The organism is Anaerosporobacter mobilis DSM 15930 (assembly GCF_900142955.1).
GTDB lineage: Bacteria > Bacillota > Clostridia > Lachnospirales > Lachnospiraceae > Anaerosporobacter > Anaerosporobacter mobilis.
In genome coordinates this window covers 128,075-145,334 of sequence record NZ_FRCP01000016.1, presented here as the reverse complement: position 1 = coordinate 145,334, position 17,260 = coordinate 128,075, and the positions used below count along the sequence as shown (strand labels likewise).

General features: G+C 35.4%; 13 protein-coding genes. 4 read left to right on the top strand and 9 right to left on the bottom strand.

The window, feature by feature from the left end:
* Positions 1 to 129 precede the first annotated feature (129 nt).
* A complete protein-coding gene (locus BUB90_RS15935; RefSeq protein WP_073289431.1) occupies positions 130 to 2,463 on the bottom strand; it encodes an ABC transporter substrate-binding protein in 2,334 nt (777 codons plus the stop codon).
* A 298-nt stretch (positions 2,464 to 2,761) separates the two neighbouring features.
* On the opposite strand from BUB90_RS15935, the gene BUB90_RS15930 reads away from it, so the two are divergent.
* Complete coding sequence (locus BUB90_RS15930; RefSeq protein WP_073289430.1) at positions 2,762 to 3,442, top strand: response regulator transcription factor; 681 nt, start codon at positions 2,762 to 2,764, stop codon at positions 3,440 to 3,442.
* Entirely contained in the window at positions 3,435 to 4,736 is a 1,302-nt protein-coding gene (locus tag BUB90_RS15925; RefSeq protein WP_073289429.1) for a sensor histidine kinase, read from the top strand. The genes BUB90_RS15930 and BUB90_RS15925 overlap by 8 nt, the downstream gene beginning before the upstream one ends.
* 188 nt (positions 4,737 to 4,924) lie before the next feature.
* Here BUB90_RS15925 and BUB90_RS15920 read toward each other — a convergent pair whose 3' ends face one another.
* On the bottom strand, positions 4,925 to 6,988 hold the full coding sequence (locus BUB90_RS15920) for a methyl-accepting chemotaxis protein (RefSeq protein WP_073289428.1): 2,064 nt from the start codon (positions 6,986 to 6,988) through the stop codon (positions 4,925 to 4,927).
* Between the two features lie 331 nt (positions 6,989 to 7,319).
* Here BUB90_RS15920 and BUB90_RS24320 point away from each other — a divergent pair, with 331 nt between their 5' ends.
* Positions 7,320 to 7,790: a TspO/MBR family protein gene (locus tag BUB90_RS24320; protein ID WP_073289427.1), complete on the top strand. Its 471-nt coding sequence runs from the start codon at positions 7,320 to 7,322 to the stop codon at positions 7,788 to 7,790.
* A gap of 123 nt (positions 7,791 to 7,913) precedes the next feature.
* Positions 7,914 to 8,348, top strand: coding sequence for a hypothetical protein (locus tag BUB90_RS15910; protein WP_073289426.1), 435 nt, complete (start codon positions 7,914 to 7,916; stop codon positions 8,346 to 8,348).
* 120 nt (positions 8,349 to 8,468) lie between these two features.
* Here BUB90_RS15910 and glyA read toward each other — a convergent pair whose 3' ends face one another.
* The 7 genes from glyA to BUB90_RS15875 form a co-directional block, all read right to left on the bottom strand.
* Complete coding sequence (gene glyA / locus BUB90_RS15905; protein ID WP_073289425.1) at positions 8,469 to 9,719, bottom strand: serine hydroxymethyltransferase; 1,251 nt, start codon at positions 9,717 to 9,719, stop codon at positions 8,469 to 8,471.
* Between the two features lie 101 nt (positions 9,720 to 9,820).
* On the bottom strand, positions 9,821 to 11,035 hold the full coding sequence (pepT, locus tag BUB90_RS15900; RefSeq protein ID WP_073289424.1) for a peptidase T: 1,215 nt from the start codon (positions 11,033 to 11,035) through the stop codon (positions 9,821 to 9,823).
* A gap of 716 nt (positions 11,036 to 11,751) precedes the next feature.
* Complete coding sequence (locus BUB90_RS15895; protein WP_073289423.1) at positions 11,752 to 12,777, bottom strand: M42 family metallopeptidase; 1,026 nt, start codon at positions 12,775 to 12,777, stop codon at positions 11,752 to 11,754.
* Positions 12,778 to 12,865: 88 nt separating this feature from the next.
* On the bottom strand, positions 12,866 to 14,980 hold the full coding sequence (locus BUB90_RS15890; RefSeq protein WP_073289422.1) for an amylo-alpha-1,6-glucosidase: 2,115 nt from the start codon (positions 14,978 to 14,980) through the stop codon (positions 12,866 to 12,868).
* Positions 14,981 to 15,163: 183 nt separating this feature from the next.
* Positions 15,164 to 16,042, bottom strand: a complete 879-nt coding sequence (gene hslO / locus BUB90_RS15885; protein WP_073289421.1) for an Hsp33 family molecular chaperone HslO — start codon at positions 16,040 to 16,042, stop codon at positions 15,164 to 15,166.
* 13 nt (positions 16,043 to 16,055) lie between these two features.
* A complete protein-coding gene (locus BUB90_RS15880) occupies positions 16,056 to 16,901 on the bottom strand; it encodes a class I SAM-dependent DNA methyltransferase (protein WP_073289420.1) in 846 nt (281 codons plus the stop codon).
* A gap of 126 nt (positions 16,902 to 17,027) precedes the next feature.
* A complete protein-coding gene (locus BUB90_RS15875; protein ID WP_073289419.1) occupies positions 17,028 to 17,249 on the bottom strand; it encodes a small, acid-soluble spore protein, alpha/beta type in 222 nt (73 codons plus the stop codon).
* Positions 17,250 to 17,260: the final 11 nt, after the last annotated feature.

Sequence of the window (17,260 nt, the reverse complement as noted above, 5' to 3'; positions counted from 1 at the left end):
TGTAATCTTACAAAAAACAAATACTGCAAGGTCTTAACTATACTGTAACACTTTAAACGAAAGATAACAACTGAACTATCTAAATATTATAACATTTTAGATTTATTTTATAACTATTCATTGTTTATTCTACTCTTGTAGATACAAATCCACCTTCTGAATAATAGCTTTCACACCATCATCCAAACTAATTTCTCCTGATAACACTTTCTCACCAAATGTCTCTACTGTATCTTGTATGGTATTATCCATAAGAGAAGGCGTCGTTAGACCTTCTGCCAATTCAAGTAATCTCTTCATCTCCTCATCGGTAGGAATGGTTAAATGATAACTAACCTCTCTTCCATTACGATCAGATGACCCTATATATGATTCCGTAATGTCCTTACCCTTTGCTAACTTAGCAAACACCGTTTTATTGACTGGAAATCCCTCCCTGACATCTGCTTCTTGTAGTTTTTCAGAATACAAGCTCTTATAGAAATCAAGCGTTGTATCCATGTCTTTTGATGCAGAATTCACACCCATAATTCCTTTTGGGATAAAATTATATCCAGATTGCAAATCAAATCTTTGATATGATATAGAAGTATCTTGCTTCAAAGTAGCGAGTAACATTTGATAATCATTAATTCCATCAACATATCCAACAACTATCTGTTGATCACCAAACATCATTCTAGATAATTGCGGTGTAATAGATAATAATTTACTCATCTGGCCATTCAACATATCACTGATTTCTTTTCGATAACCAATTTGAGTTGAAATCATATCCTCTGTTAAATCTTCTAACTCAGACTCATAGATTGCTTTGGCATATCTTAAATACTCATTTAATTTTTCTTCATCTATCTTCCCCTCTTTTGTTAACCAAGCTGCACTACAGCCCATTTCTAGATGTTCAAGAACTTCTTTCGGTGTATAACCTCCCATAATTGTAGCTGTTTTGTTATCACCTGCTCTCATATCCTGTATCATCTGACTTAACTTTTCTAAAGAATCTGCTTTGGTGATTTCTTTTTCATTTCCTATAATAATTGGAATCTGAAACTTCATCGGAACTCCATATAAGCCATTCTCTGTTTGATATGCATGGGTAACATTCGTAAAATACGTATCCGATTGTTCAACTTCTTTCATAGCTTCAGATAAATCATAGAGAACTCCTTTCTCTATGTAAGAGTCCATCGGTAAACCGTCTAACACGATTAAATCTGGCCCATCTCCTGCTAGTATACTGGTATTTAATTTCTGGATTGCATCCGTACTTGTCACAGCATCATCACCAGTTACTCCAATTTCTAATTTAATAAATACATCTGGATTGTTTTTTCTATAGTTTACAATCGCTTGTTGAATTGTTTTATTCTCACGTAGACTATATATTCTGATCTGATTACTTGGTACAGAAGGTACCTCAGCATTGTAACTGTAAGAATCTAATTCTCCACTATCATACCCAATAAGAAAACTACCGTCTTCTTTCACTTTAAAGCTGGTCGCACGATTCGATGGACTACCAAGATTCGTTAGTTCTCCCGATACCAACTGCTCCATAACATTTCCATTTATTACATGTCGGTATACTCCCTCTGAACAGGCTACATAGATTGCATTCTCTTTATCGTTTGCAGCTAATTGACATAACTGGTCTCCCTTAACATTAGCTTTAAGAAAGTCATTCAATACACTATCATTCATAATAAGTTCTTTCGTTTGTGTATTATAGATATATCCTACTCCCTCTCCTTCTGCTACAAGATATAATCCGTCTATGGCAAATGTATTAAGATACGATTCTCCCTCAAATACTGTCTCCACACTTTCATCATCCGGATTAATCTTGATAATCTCATCTCCTATTGTCAAAGCATATAATACACCATCGTTAGCGAACTCTGCTTTTTGAAGCCTTAGTGCATTATTATTAATTGTTAATTTAAACTCTTTTTCTTCACCGTTCTTTGCTATATATACATACCTCTCCATGTTCGTAGCATTGGCATCGGTAATTTCATCCCAGGGAATATAGGAAAAGAATATGTCTCCCTTCCTATTAACAGCTCCACTTGTTATCTCACAATTGGGCTTTACTAATAAAGATTTAATTCCTCTTACCTCTTCTGTTTCCCAAGTTTCTCCTTCGTCTTTAGACGTATGTAAATCTCCCGTTCGTGTATCTAGAATTACGATTGTTTTGTCTTCCATAATCGTTAATTTGCCCATATCTACACCATTTTCTATTGTCCCACATGGTGTCTCTATATACCTTCCCATCGCTTGCGCATTCTGATTTAGTTTATCCTTATCTTCAACTGAACCGTTTGTGGCATTTTCATTGGTACTGTTTGTAGTACTTCCGTTACTTTTATCATTTGCCTTTTTCTCACTACAACCAACTATGAATGCTAGGCATGATACCAGTAGGATATAGAATATTCTTCTTTTTTTATTAATCATATTAACCTCCCAAAAGTCTGTTGCTATATTACTTTTATTTGTCGACATCTTTACCCTACCACAGTTACCTTTATTTTATCTCTAAACGAAAAGAATGCCAAGGCATTCTTTAGCCGTAGCGCATGAGACTCTTATACTACTTGCGCATGCTTTCTTGCAAAATTAGATTTAAATTAGAGGTTAGTATGTTATACTGTTACTTAAAGAGGTAATCGTATAGCAAATATGTATTCTAACGTAAATTGCTTGAAATTGCCGACACAAAGTCTCAAAACATTTGAAAGGGGTATGTTATTGTATGCGAATACTATTAATAGAAGATGACGAGCAATTATGTTTTTCAACCGCATATCAATTACAGAATCATGGATTTCATGTTGATACTTGCATGGATGGTGAGGATGCTCTCTTGTTCATGAATCAGAATATATATGATTTGATTTTACTAGACCGTATGCTCCCACATATAGATGGCATTGCTTTACTTAAGAAATTGAGAGCTCAAAATAACTCAACACCAGTAATCATACTAACCGCTCTAGGTGAACTTTCCGATAAGATTATTGGCTTAGATGCTGGTGCTGATGACTATATGATTAAACCTTTTGCAATGGAAGAATTGCTTGCTAGAATTCGAAGTATTAATAGACGACCAAGACAATGGACCGATACAGATACTTTAACATATAACGATATTATATACTCTCCTTCTACCAATTCTCTATCTGGTCCTATTGGTACTTGTACCTTATCTAAAAAGGAAGGTTCCTTACTGGAATTTTTCTTACGTAATTACTCGCAGATTCTCCCTAGAACGACCTTACTTACAAAGGTTTGGGGTCCATATGCAGAGATTGAAGATGGTAACTTAGACAACTATATACATTTTATCAGGCGACGTCTAAAAACTGTCAGCACTACAACCACCATTAAGACACACCGAGGTGTTGGATATCGGTTGGAGGGACCTCATGAATAAACAGATCAAGATGTTTCGAAAACTTAATCTTCGATTAACACTGTTGTTCACTACAATATCAAGTATTATTTTATTAACTATGTCCTTCAGCTACCTTTACATATCTGAAAGAGACCTAAAGAATACTTCTTATCTATCTTTTAGTGCTGAGATGAATACCTTCATAGCTAATCTAGAACAGCAGAACACGCTTACTTACGAATGGTTATCGAAAATTGAACAGAACGGCAAATATCTTATCGCTATATATGATAATGGTACTCCTCTCTCTTATACACGAATGGCCCGTACCGAAGAACAACTTGCTATTATAAATGAAATTATTACGTATGGTAAAGACTCCTACCATAATACTACAGATGTAATGGGGACTTCTTCTACACACTATGAATTTGCATATACAGCTGCTAATAAATCACCTTACTATGTATCCCTTGCTAGGATACAAAAAGGTTCTAATACGCTTACTTCCATAATTCTCTATCCAACGAATGCACTATATCAGAGATTACAAAGTCAACGTTTGCGCTTTATCATACTTAACATAACTGGTATCTTACTTTTGTTCCTTGTCTCCTTGTTCTTCACACGTAGGCTATTACGACCTATTAAGCAATCTCAAGATAAGCAGACAGCCTTTATAGCGTCAGCTTCCCATGAGCTTCGTACTCCTCTTGCGGTAATACTCTCTTCATTATCTGCTCTTCGAACATCAGACTTTGCTATGCAATCGCAATTTCTTAATACCATAGAGTCAGAAAGCAAGCGTATGTCCAATCTAGTAAATGATATGTTAACTCTTGCTCGTGCAGATAGTCAAACTTGGTCTGTTTCTATGAAACAAGAAGAACTAGATACTATATTGTTAGAGAACTATGAAGCCTTTGAACCGCTGGCTATCCAACATAATTTATCTCTATCCATTACATTACCCGAAGATCCCATTCCTACCTGTTATTGCGATAAAGAGCGTATTGCACAAGTACTAGCTATCCTTATTAGTAATGCGATTAGTTATTCTAAACCGAACGGAAAAATCAAATTATCACTTAATTATATGAATTCTACTTTTGTAGTAACTGTTGCAGATGACGGAATTGGTATCTCAAACCAAGCGAAAGCTCATATCTTTGATCGCTTCTATAGAGAAGATTCCTCTCGTTCCAAAAAGGAACATTTTGGATTAGGCCTATGTATTGCTAAAGAAATCATTGATATTCACAAAGGAAAGATCCAAGTATGCGATACAATTGGTGGTGGAGCTACCTTTCTTGTTATCTTACCTAAATTATAAATAGTATACCCTGTGTATTCACTACTTTCTGTACATTAAGCTCTTGCTGTACTTGGTATACACCTAAACGTTGAAAAACGGGCTGTCTCTAGGGGTGACAGCCCGTTTTTCGCATAAATAATTCATGGCAACAAAAGTTGTTCATATAAAAGGAAATATAAAAGGAATTTATTTAAATGCTTGTGCATCTAAACCGTAAATACTTCGATAGCTCCGCTTAATTCTCCTGCTATCTGATTCAATCGGTTGGCTTCAAGCTCAACCTCTCTGGTATGATTTGCAACTTCTTCTGCATTCTTTGATATACATTGAATACCATCAGCACCTTCTGAAGTTGCATCTGTTAATTCTCCAAATGACTTCAACAAAGATTCAATTTCACTAAAGATATTCTTAGAAACACTTGCAATATCTTCGAGCAACTCTCTCATATCAGTCGAATCCGTGTTATACTGTTCACTCATATCAATAAGTTTTTTATAGGTATCCTTAACATGAGTATCCATAAAATTAAGAACCTCATAGGAACTATCACATAATTTGCTAACTGAAACAATTACATTCTTGGTTATATCTTGAATCTGTAATGCTGTTGTCTCGGAGTTATCTGCCAAACTTCTAATCTCATCTGCTACTACAGAGAACCCACGACCAAATTCGCCTGCTCTCGCTGCTTCAATGGAAGCGTTCAAAGATAGTAAACTTGTTTGATCCGCTATGTCTAGAATTGCTTTTGTCAACACATTAATTTGTTGTACTTGTCTTGATTCATCAATTGCAGCTTTTAAATTCTCACCTGTTGTCTTGCATACTTCATCTGCTTTTCTAGCTGCTTCAGCCGCTTCAATTTTTAATTGAACTGCTCTATTGCTAATATCATTAGCCGTATCAACACCGGATTTATTCTTGTCATCCATTGTCTCTATATGATGAATCATTCTTTCTGAGGTATCACTAAGTGTTATCGCTGTACTTTCTGTTTGCTGCATACTAGCGGATAACTGTTGTGCTGTCGCTGTAATATTACTTACTTCATCAACTAAGGAATTAATTGCATTGTTAAGATGGACAGCGGAATCTGTAACAACAGTACTGTTATCACTAACTTGAGTGACCGTTTTACTCATAGATTCCTGTAATTTATCTAATGCTCTTGCTAATTTACCTGTTTCATTCTTCTTCTTCAGATAAGGCAGATAATTCTTACTAGTAAAATCACCTTCCTTAGCCTTCTCTATATCCTTTGTTACCTTGAATATTGGAGTAGATATTTTCTTACCTACTATGAAAGCTATGATAATACAGATTATTACGCAGATTATTACAAGTATAATACTCTTAATAATCATATCTATGACGTTACTCATAACATCGCTCTCTGGTGTCACTAATACCAAACAATAACCATTTGCAAGTTTTGAATACGCTACATAAGCTTGTTCGCCATCAACGCTCATATTTTCCAACCCTTGGCTTTGCGTTGACATAAGTTCAGTTAACTTTTCAAATCCTGTATCGTTCAATTTATTTTCTCTCGTATAAGTATTATGTACAATATACCTTTGATAAGAATCAACTAAGAAAGCATATCCATTCTCATACGGCTTAATTGATGTAACCAATTGTTTAAAGTCCTCAAATGATATAATAAGTCCAACTACCCCAACTACTTGCTTATTCACGTATATGGGTTGTGTATAACTAATTACTTCTTGTCCAAGTTCTTCATCCATATAGGGATCAAGCCAAGTTGCTTTATTATTCTTTAACGTCTCATTATAGAAGTTCCACTTGGTACCACTTCTTAAACTCCACGATTTATATTCTTCGTCTTGGTTTTTAACAACTCTTTCACCCTTCTCACTAATGGCAGAACACATCGTACCCACATTCTTAGGGTTTACGTAGGCATATAAACGTAAAACATCCATATCTGTTATGGTTGACTGGATTACACTTATGTACTTATACATTCCATCCATAAATGTTTTATTATATGTACTATCTTTAGATTGTGAATAATCATAGCCTGCTTCAAAGTAGCTACTCATACCGGTAACAATCTCTTGTATTCCTCTATAGTGCAAATTCATTTGATTCGCATATTGAATGGACATTGCTGACATCTTGTCCTCTGCTTCTTCACCTAATGTCTTATAACTTAGAACTCCATTGATACATCCTACCAAAATAGATACAATTAATACACATGCCGTTATTGCTGTTATTATAGCTGTTGATATCTTCTTCATTTGTTGCAACATGCTCCTTTCTAAGTCATAAAACTTTGCTCATAGCACAAAACTCTGATATAAATTATAAATAGTATTATTTTACCTGTTAGTTCTTAGTATTATTATATAATTTGTATAGTTATGTCCCACCCATCACCATTATTCTTACATATTTTCACCATACTGTCAAGATTTATTTTCGCTAATTTTCGAAAAGTATAATTTTGAATTTTTGTAGATTGCATTTAAAATAATTTTGAATTTAATTAATTCAGATTCTATTTTCTTTAAGTAGTCATAATTATATAACAACAAAAGTTACTATATCTTTATATTTGGGGGACTATTTATGAATTTTAAATGTAGACTCTTTATAATAAGCTTGCTAATTCCACTTCTAATTGGTGGAATTTCGGGTTTTATTACGCGAAATAGTATGGAAACCTTTGCACTGCTTAACAAACCTCCACTATCTCCACCTGGTTGGTTATTTCCTATTGTATGGACGACACTTTATATACTAATGGGAGTTGCTTCCTATATTGTTTTAGTATCAAATGCTCCTATTGAATCTAAGAGCATAGCATTAAAAGTATATTTATTTCAACTTGTTATCAACTTTTTTTGGTCCCTTATCTTTTTTAACCTAGAACAATACTTGCTTGCATTTTTTTGGTTACTTTTCCTGTGGGTACTTATCATAATAACAATTATATTATTTTATAATATATCAAAAACTGCAGCATATCTTCTCATTCCATATTTGTTGTGGGTCACATTTGCGGGATATTTAAACCTTTCCATTTATCTATTAAATTAATGAAATTATTTATATCTTAATAACAAGAAGTTATTTGAATATCTTACTAATATATTTTATTTGAATAGTTTTTCTAAAATATAAAATACTATATATATTCAAAAATACTTTGGAGGTAATACTATGCAATCTACTGATACAATTAAATTATTAAAAGAATGTGACGCTGGTACAAAGATGGCTGTCTCATCCATTGATGAAGTAATAGATAAGGTACAATGTCAAGAATTCAAAGAAATGCTCATAGCATTCAAAGATCAACATACCAAACTAGGAAATGAAATTCATAGTTTGTTAAGCAATGAAAACGAACAGGATAAAGAACCTAATCCAATTGCCAAAGGTATGTCCTGGATGAAAACAAATATGAAAATGATGATGGATGAAAGTGACAAAACAGTAGCTGATCTAATAACAGATGGATGTAATATGGGGGTAAAATCTCTAAGTAGGTATCTAAATCAGTATTATAATGCACATGAAAAATCTAAGAAAATTTGTGAAGAGCTTATTTCAATAGAAGAAAATTTTGTTATTCGTATTAGAAAGTATTTGTAGTATATATAGTCAATTTATTAGCACAATATTTATTGATCTAATATAGGGCACAATATTGGTACATGAAATAGGCATAGTCCTTTTAACGACTATGCCTATTTATGTTATTGATCTAAGTTTCTATACGTTCAAGTTATAAAGCGGATACTTGTCTGTTAATTCTTTTACGATTGCTAATGCTTTTTCTTTGTTTGTATCTACATCTTTCACTAATAAAGAGATTGCTTCTGCTATTTGATCCATATCTTCTGGTTGCATTCCTCTAGTAGTAACTGCAGCTGTTCCAAGACGGATACCACTTGTTATGAATGGAGAAGCTGGATCATTAGGGATTGCATTCTTGTTACAAGTAATTTTAGCAGCATCTAATAATTTCTCTGTTTCCTTACCTGTTACACCCATGTTTTGAAGATCTACTAACATAAGGTGATTGTCAGTACCATTCGATACTAAGTTAAATCCTCTCTTCATTAAGCCGTCTGCTAATGCTTTCGCATTGTCTACGATGTTCTTTGCGTACTCTTTGAAACTTGGATCTAATGCTTCTTTGAAACATACTGCTTTCGCAGCTATTACGTGCATTAATGGTCCACCTTGGATACCAGGGAAGATTGCTTTGTTTAATTTGTATTCTGTAGCAAATTCTTCACTAGAAAGAATCATACCACCTCTTGGTCCACGTAGTGTCTTATGCGTAGTCGTTGTAGTTACATGTGCATATGGAATTGGGCTTTCATGAAGGCCTGCGGCAACTAATCCAGCGATATGAGCCATATCAACCATTAAGAAGGCGCCTACTTCATCAGCGATTTCTCTAAATTTCTTAAAATCAATCTTTCTAGGATATGCACTAGCACCAGCAATGATTAGTTTTGGCTTGTTTTCCATAGCAATTTTACGAACTTCATCATAATCTATGAAACCTTTTTCATCTACGCCATATGAAACAATATTGTGATATGTTCCAGACATATTTACTGGGCTACCATGAGTAAGATGACCACCATCGGCAAGGCTCATACCCATTACAGTTTCACCTGGTTTAACAAGTGCAAAGTATACTGCCATATTTGCTTGTGCTCCAGAGTGTGGTTGTACATTGGCATATGTGCAGCCAAATAATTCTTTCGCTCTTTCAATGGCTAAGTCTTCTGCAATATCAACAAACTCACAACCGCCATAATATCTCTTTCCTGGATAACCCTCAGCATATTTGTTTGTCAATGGACTTCCCATCGCTGCCATAACGGCTTTACTTACGAAATTCTCAGAAGCAATTAATTCAATATGGTCTTCTTGTCTACCAAACTCTTTTTTCATAGCTTCTGCTAACTCAGGATCATAAGCTTGGACTTCATCAAATGAAAACATTATATTTACCTCCATGTATTTTATATTTATTTTACGTTTTATCACTGTAAAACTTTAATTCTGTAATTCAGAATTATTATAACACTAGATTCTATATTTTGCTATGCTTTTATTATTTCTTGTAAAATCTGTACCATTTTCTCCATGGATTGCACTGGAATGTACTCATATCTTCCATGGAAATTATGTCCTCCAGTTGATAAGTTCGGACAAGGTAAGCCCATGAACGATAATCTCGCTCCGTCTGTACCTCCACGAATCGGTACAATGATAGGTTCAACACCAACCGTCTTCATTGCTGCTTCTGCACGGTCTACGATTTCCATATGATTAACAATCTTTTCTTTCATGTTGAAATAATTATCTTTTAAAGATAACTCAAAAGTTCCTTCCCCGTATTTGTCATTTAAATACGCAGTAACTTTTTCAAACGTTGCTTTCTTTTCATTGAATTTCTCTTTATCATGGTCACGAATAATGTATTCTAACATTGTTTCTTCTTCATTGCCACTAATGGAACTAATATGTTGGAATCCTTCATATCCTTCTGTACAACTTGGAATCTCATTAGCAGGAAGCATGCTATTGAATTCTATCCCCATTAAGATTGCATTTCTCATCTTATTCTTCGCTTCACCGGGATGAATATTCACGCCATGAACAATTACTTTTGCTCCTGCTGCATTGAAGTTTTCATACTCTAATTCTCCAAGTTTTCCACCATCAACGGTATATGCGAAATCAGCATTGAATCTTTCCACATCAAAATGATCTGCGCCAGCACCAATCTCTTCATCTGGTGTAAAACCAATGCGAATTCTTCCATGTGGAATATCCTTATTATTCATCAATTGCTCTGCCAAAGTAAGAATTTCTGCGATTCCTGCCTTATCATCTGCACCAAGCAATGTTGTTCCATCGGTTACAATTAGATCTTGTCCCACATAATCTGCCATATGAGAGAACTCTTTCGTACGCATTATGATATTCTTCTCTTCATTAAGAACGATATCCTTACCATCATAGTTCTTAACAATTCTTGCTTTCACGTCTTTTCCTGAGATTGCGTCAGATGTATCCATATGGGAAATCAAACCGATATAAGGCTTATCTTCACAACCCTTGGTTGCTTCGATTGTTCCATACACATAACCATACTGATCCATCTGGGCATCAGCTATTCCCATCTCTTTCATCTCTTTCACTAGTTCAGCTGCAAGTACTTTTTGATTATCTGTACTTGGTGTAGTCGTGCTCGCCTGATCTGAAGTTGTGTGAAAACTAACATACTTTAAAAAGCGCTCTGTTACATTCATGTTGATTCCTCCTTTATATTTACTATCGCAAAACTCTTATACACTTTCCCTGCTTCTATGCTGGCGTACTATAACACGAAACACGCTACACATCTAAGTACTTCTAAGTGTGTACGGTAAGTTATCAAAACATTACGGAACCACCTTCAATTCGGCATCCTTGCCTCGCCTTCCTTGGTTATCTAGTACACACTAAGAAGTACTGTAGATGCTTCGCTATCGTTTCTTAGTTATAGTACGCTGGCCTAGAAGCTATTCTATTTTACTAAGAGTTTTGCTTATCTACGTTATCGATACACAGGTGCATATGGGTTGATAAGAAAATAAATATTATTGAGTATTTCTAACTGTTCAGGACTACCTCTTCATAGTTGCAAATTATGCACATGAATTTCATAAAAGCAATCTATTGAAAAAGAACTCGAATAGATACAGCCAAACTCTCAATACACTTGACCCATGTTTCTAAGCTGAACACTATAACTAAAAAACGATAGCGTAGGGCCTATAGTACTTCTTAGTGTGTGCTTAAATAATAGGAAGGCGAGGCATGGACGCCGAGCCAGCCTGAGCATGACAGGATGTCATGTCGAAGGCGCTTCCGTAAACTTGTTATAGTTATATGCACACACTATTAGTAGTACTTAGGCACGTAGCGTGTTTTGTGTTATCGTGTTCATGGTTAGAAACATGCTCAATAACTTAACGAGTTTTGCTTATTGCATAACATATCCTTTTAATAATTCTAAGGTATTATGAAGCGCACTCTTATGTGTTCTTTCCATACCATGAGAAGCGTGGATTCCTTGTCCAATTAACGCACCCTTAATGTCGTTGCCACCATGTAAAGCTGCTGATACATCAGAACCGTAATGTGGGAAGATATCAATAGCGTAGTCAAGTTTCTTCTCTTTCGCAATATTAATTAAGCGAGTTGTAAGTTCATAATCATAAGGTCCTGAAGAATCTTTGGCACAGATTGATACTGCATATTCTGTTCCGTTTAGATCATCACCAAGTGCCCCCATATCAACTGCGACGAATTCTGTAATTTCTTTAGGAAGATAACTTGCACCAAAACCTACTTCTTCGTAGTTACTTATTAGAATCTCAATCGTCTTCTGTGGTTGTAATCCGCCTTCTGACATTTCCTTTAATAATCCTAATAACACAGCTACGCTTGCTTTATCATCAAGATGTCTTGATTTAACAAATCCTGATTTAGTATAGTTGAATTTAGGATCAAAGCTCACATAATCACCTGAATCGATTCCTAAGTTCTTCACATCTTCTTCTGTCTTAACAATCTCATCAAGACGAATATGCATATTAGCTTCTTTTCTCTCAAGCGTTCTAGCATCATCAAATGTATGTACTGATGGACTATTGGCTAATATTGTTCCTTCATATTCTCTTCCGTCTCTTGTATGGATTGTGCAATAACTTCCTTCTATACTTTGCATTGTATAACCACCAACGCTTGTAAAACGGATTGTTCCATCACTCTTAATGGAGCGAACCATTGCACCTAATGTATCTACGTGTGCCGAAAGGCCGATGGTTTCTTCACATTTTCCTGGAACATGAATCACTAATCCACCCTTTTGGTTTAAGCTACAAGAGTATCCAAAACCCTCTGCTTCCCCTTTCACAAATGCAATTGCTTTATGTGCAAATCCAGATGGACTTGGAATATTTACTAATTTACCTATTGTCTCAACAATGTATTCTACTGTTTCCATTTCTTGTTCTCCTTTACAAAATCTCTATCTGAATCATACCATGTTTTACCTAAAATATAAATAAATAGTTATCCCTAAATTCTCTCTTTTATAGATAAGGTAATACATCTTCTGTGTACGCACGTAGTACTTCACCTACACTCCATGCTTGCGTATAGCAACCACGACTTGTACATGTGAAATCACCATCGAAGATTTCTGCAATACCGCTAAGACAGCCATCTTCCATATGGTCTTCGAAATATTCACACATCTCTTTTGCCTTACGTACAGCTTCCTTACTATGATCGTTCACCTTACAGTATGCCGATATGAAGGCTCCTGAGATATATCCCCAGCTTGTACCCATATGATATGCAAGATCACGATTTATTAGTTTACCAATGTAGTGACTCTTGTAATCCACGTCTTCACTAGATAAGGAACGAATTCCGTAAGGGGTATATAAGTCATGATATACTCTTTGTACTACTAGTTTCTCTTTCTCACGATCTAACATGGTGTATGGTAGAGAAATTGCCCAAATCTGATTCGGTCTTATCTTACCATCTGCCACTTCTTCACCATTTTTCTCCTCAATGACATCATATAAGCAGTTTGCACTTGAATTCCAGAACTTATCCACAAAGGAGTCCTTAACATGGGCTGCTAATCCACAATATTCGTCTCCTTCTTCCCCATAATACACAGATAGTTTTTCCATTACTTTAAGTGCATTGTACCATAAAGCGTTGATTTCAACAGCTTTCCCATGTCTTGGTGTAACAACTAGATCTCCAACACGTACGTCCATCCACGTTAATTGGTCAAGGTCACTTCCCCCTTCAATGAGATAATCACTATCCATACGAATTCCAAAGCGAGTTCCATTCTTATACGCACTAATGATCTCCTTTAGATATGGATAAATCTTATCCTTAATAAAGGTATAGTCCGATTCTTCCCCTGTATATTCTAGATAGCGATCTACGGAATAGAAGTACCATAAGGAAGCATCTATGGTATTGTACATTGGCTCTTCCTTTGCATTACCAGGGAATACATTCGGTATCATTCCTTGATCCACATATCTTGAGAAGGATTCCAGAATCGAACGTGCATCGTCAAATCTTCTTGTTGCTAATGTTAAGCCCTGTAGCGCAATCATCGTATCTCTTCCCCAATCTGCAAACCAAGGATATCCCGCAAGGATTGTCTTAAGTCCCGTTGACTCCCTATCTACGATAAATGCATCCGCTCCCCATGCAAGCCTTCTTGCTAGTCGATCGTCATAAGGTAGTAAATCCATTAATCTAGTCATTCTTTGATGGTATTCCTTAGCAATAACAAATCCATCTTTGTCATCTAATTCTTCTACCGTACATTTCACATAGAATCGTTTCTTCTCATATGGTGCAAGGGTCACTATTACATCATAAGGCGTAATATGATTATCTACCCCTAAAAATCCTGTGCGATTATCGATAGGATATACTTGATTCTCCTCAATAAGATAATTCGGAGTTGCCATAGATACTGACTTACAAGCACGGTCATAATACGTTCCTTCCGATGCATAGAACTTGATTGTTACTTCTTTATTTTCTTCTGGTATTAATTGAAGCACATGATTCTTAGCCTCTAGCTCTATTGTATTACTGTTTGGTTCCTTCTCCCTAACGTCTTTCGTATCTGGATTAATAAACTCCTGTACTTTTAATTCTTTCTCAAACACAAGCCTTGCCTGTTCTCTTGTCTCGCCGAATCCACGGTAAGTAAACATTGGTGTAACTGCAAATGTTGCTTGGTCCATACCATTCTCAATCTCATAACATACAACACTCGTGTTCTTCCCATATTCTAAGGCAACTGTTTTCTTAATACATAGATCTGCTACTTGATACGTATACGTAGGTAGGATATCTAACTCAAATCGGTTAAGATATTGATACCCTCTCTTCCATTCCTTTATGTATTCTTGGGCAGTTAAATCGTATTCTTTACCTGAAATCGTAACAGCTTCGTGAGTTCCTGGAAATATCATCATTCTATCCACAGGAGCATGCAAAGACGCTACAAGGTATCCACTATATATTCTGGTGTTTGCACCGATAATCGACTGATTTGCAAACCCTCCAATTCCATTTGTTAATAACCATTCTTTCTCCATACCAGTTTCAAAGGTACGGAATGCATTTCTACCAAAAACATATTTTTCTCTCATATTAATTCTCCTCTTTATTTGAATTTATTCCTTTTTCCTTTTACTATTCTTCGTTTTCCCTAGACTAAGAATATGACCTTTTATGAACAACTAATATGCTAGTTAATTTGATTGGTAGTTTTATAAAGATAAAAGTAACAACGCCCATCAACGTTTGTCGATAGGCGCATCACTAATATAATCTTACTTACTTCTTTTAATGATATCCTTTAATTCTTCAATTGAGAAATTATAGTGTGTATTACAGAAATGGCAGTTCACTTCAATCGATTCTCCATCATTAATCATTTCTTGGATTTCTTTCTTTCCTATACTAACAACGGCTTTCTCTACACGTTCTTTTGAACAGTTACAATCGAATTTTGTAGGCACCTTGTCAAGAATCTCTACACCGAAATCTCCCAATACATAGTCTAGAATCATCTCTGGCGTCATATCTTGATCAAGTAATGAGGTAATTGAAGTAATCTCTCCGATTTTCTTCTCTAACTTATCAATAACTTCTTCATCAGCAAATGGCATTAATTGAATAATGAATCCACCAGCACGTTTCACTGTATTATCTTTATTCATTAATACGCCCAGTGCAACAGAAGATGGTACTTGTTCACTTGTTGCGTAGTAATATGTTAAGTCCTCCGCAATTTCACCAGATACAAGGTGTGTTTGTCCAACATAAGGCTCTTTTAATCCCATGTCTTTAATTACATTCATAACACCTAAATCAAGTGCTTTCCCTACATCTAATTTACCTTTTTCACTTGGTGGTAACATAACATCGGGATTAACAACATATCCCTTTACATTAGCCTTTGCATCAGCTGTAACAGTAAGTCCACCAATTGGTCCGCTACATTTGATTTGTAATGTAAGAAGGTCTTTCTCACTTTTCATCATACTTCCCATCATACTACCAGCAGTAAGTAATCTTCCTAGTGCTGCCGTAGCAACAGGGCTAAGATTATGGCGTGATCTTGCTTCCTCTACTAAATCTCTTGAAGTTACTGCAAATGCACGAATCTGGCTATTTGCAGCCGTTGCTCTAACTATATAATCTGACATTGTGTCCTCCTGTTTATTCGTTTGTATAGAATTTATTCTCTTGATGCGTCTCTCTCGCAACAATATAGATTCTTTCACTTGTTTCTGTTACTGGATTATGTGTAAATGCATCATATGCGCACACAAACTCTAGTCCCGCTTTCTCTAATAATGCTTTCACCGTTTCTAGTGAATATGCTTTCTGATAGTGCTTCTCGTCGAAACGATAGAATACTTGTCCTTCTTCTTCATAGGATTCATCATACTCTGAATCCTCCTCAGACGAATCAAAGTCCTCTTCTTCACCAAAGTCTTCTTTCACATATATCGTTAAATCATACTCGTTAATTCTCTCTTCTGGATAATAATAATTATCCCAGATAAAGCTTCCATTCGGACGATTCTCTGCAATTGTATTATTTGCAAGAATTGTCTTATATTTATATTCCGTGTTCATATCAAAGATGAAAACACCATTGGAATCAAGATAGTTGTTAACCAACTGGAATACTTTAAGTAAATCTTCCTCTTCCATAATATAATTCATACTATCACAGATACTAACTACTGCGGACACGGTTCCATATAACTCAAATTCTCTCATATCTTGTAACAGATATAGAATAGAATCCTCTTCATCCATGGCTTTTTCCATGGCGATTGATAGCATGTCCTCAGCATTGTCAATTCCTATCATATCATATCCAGACTTCGATAGTCTTGATGTGATATTACCAGTTCCGCAACCAAGGTCTAATACTATACCATCTTTAACACCATGTTCGCCTAATAATTCCTTTAAATATTCGCACCAGTCATCATATGGAATATTATCCATGAACATATCATAGACCTGGGCAAACCCTGTATATGCTTGCATATTGTCACCATCATTTCTTTCTCTCCATGTATCATCATAGAAAACATGGATTTTCTGCTATTGACATTATACTCACAATAGCGAGCGAACGCAAGTGTTAGTAAACCTCCTTGAAGTTTTACCTTTCTATTCCCGTGGTTCTGAAGACATATTCATTGCTTCCTCTTTCATCTGCTTTTTCTTCCTTGTTATGATTCCACCGATTCTTCCTGACTCTTTTGCAGATAAGGATTTCCACCCAGTTTCTAATACTTTAGGAAGTAGCCCTAACTCTTCTGCTACCTCGTACTTTAGTTGCTCCTCTGGCTTTATGTTATTTAAATCAATTGTTACTATTTTTTTTGACATACTTCATACTC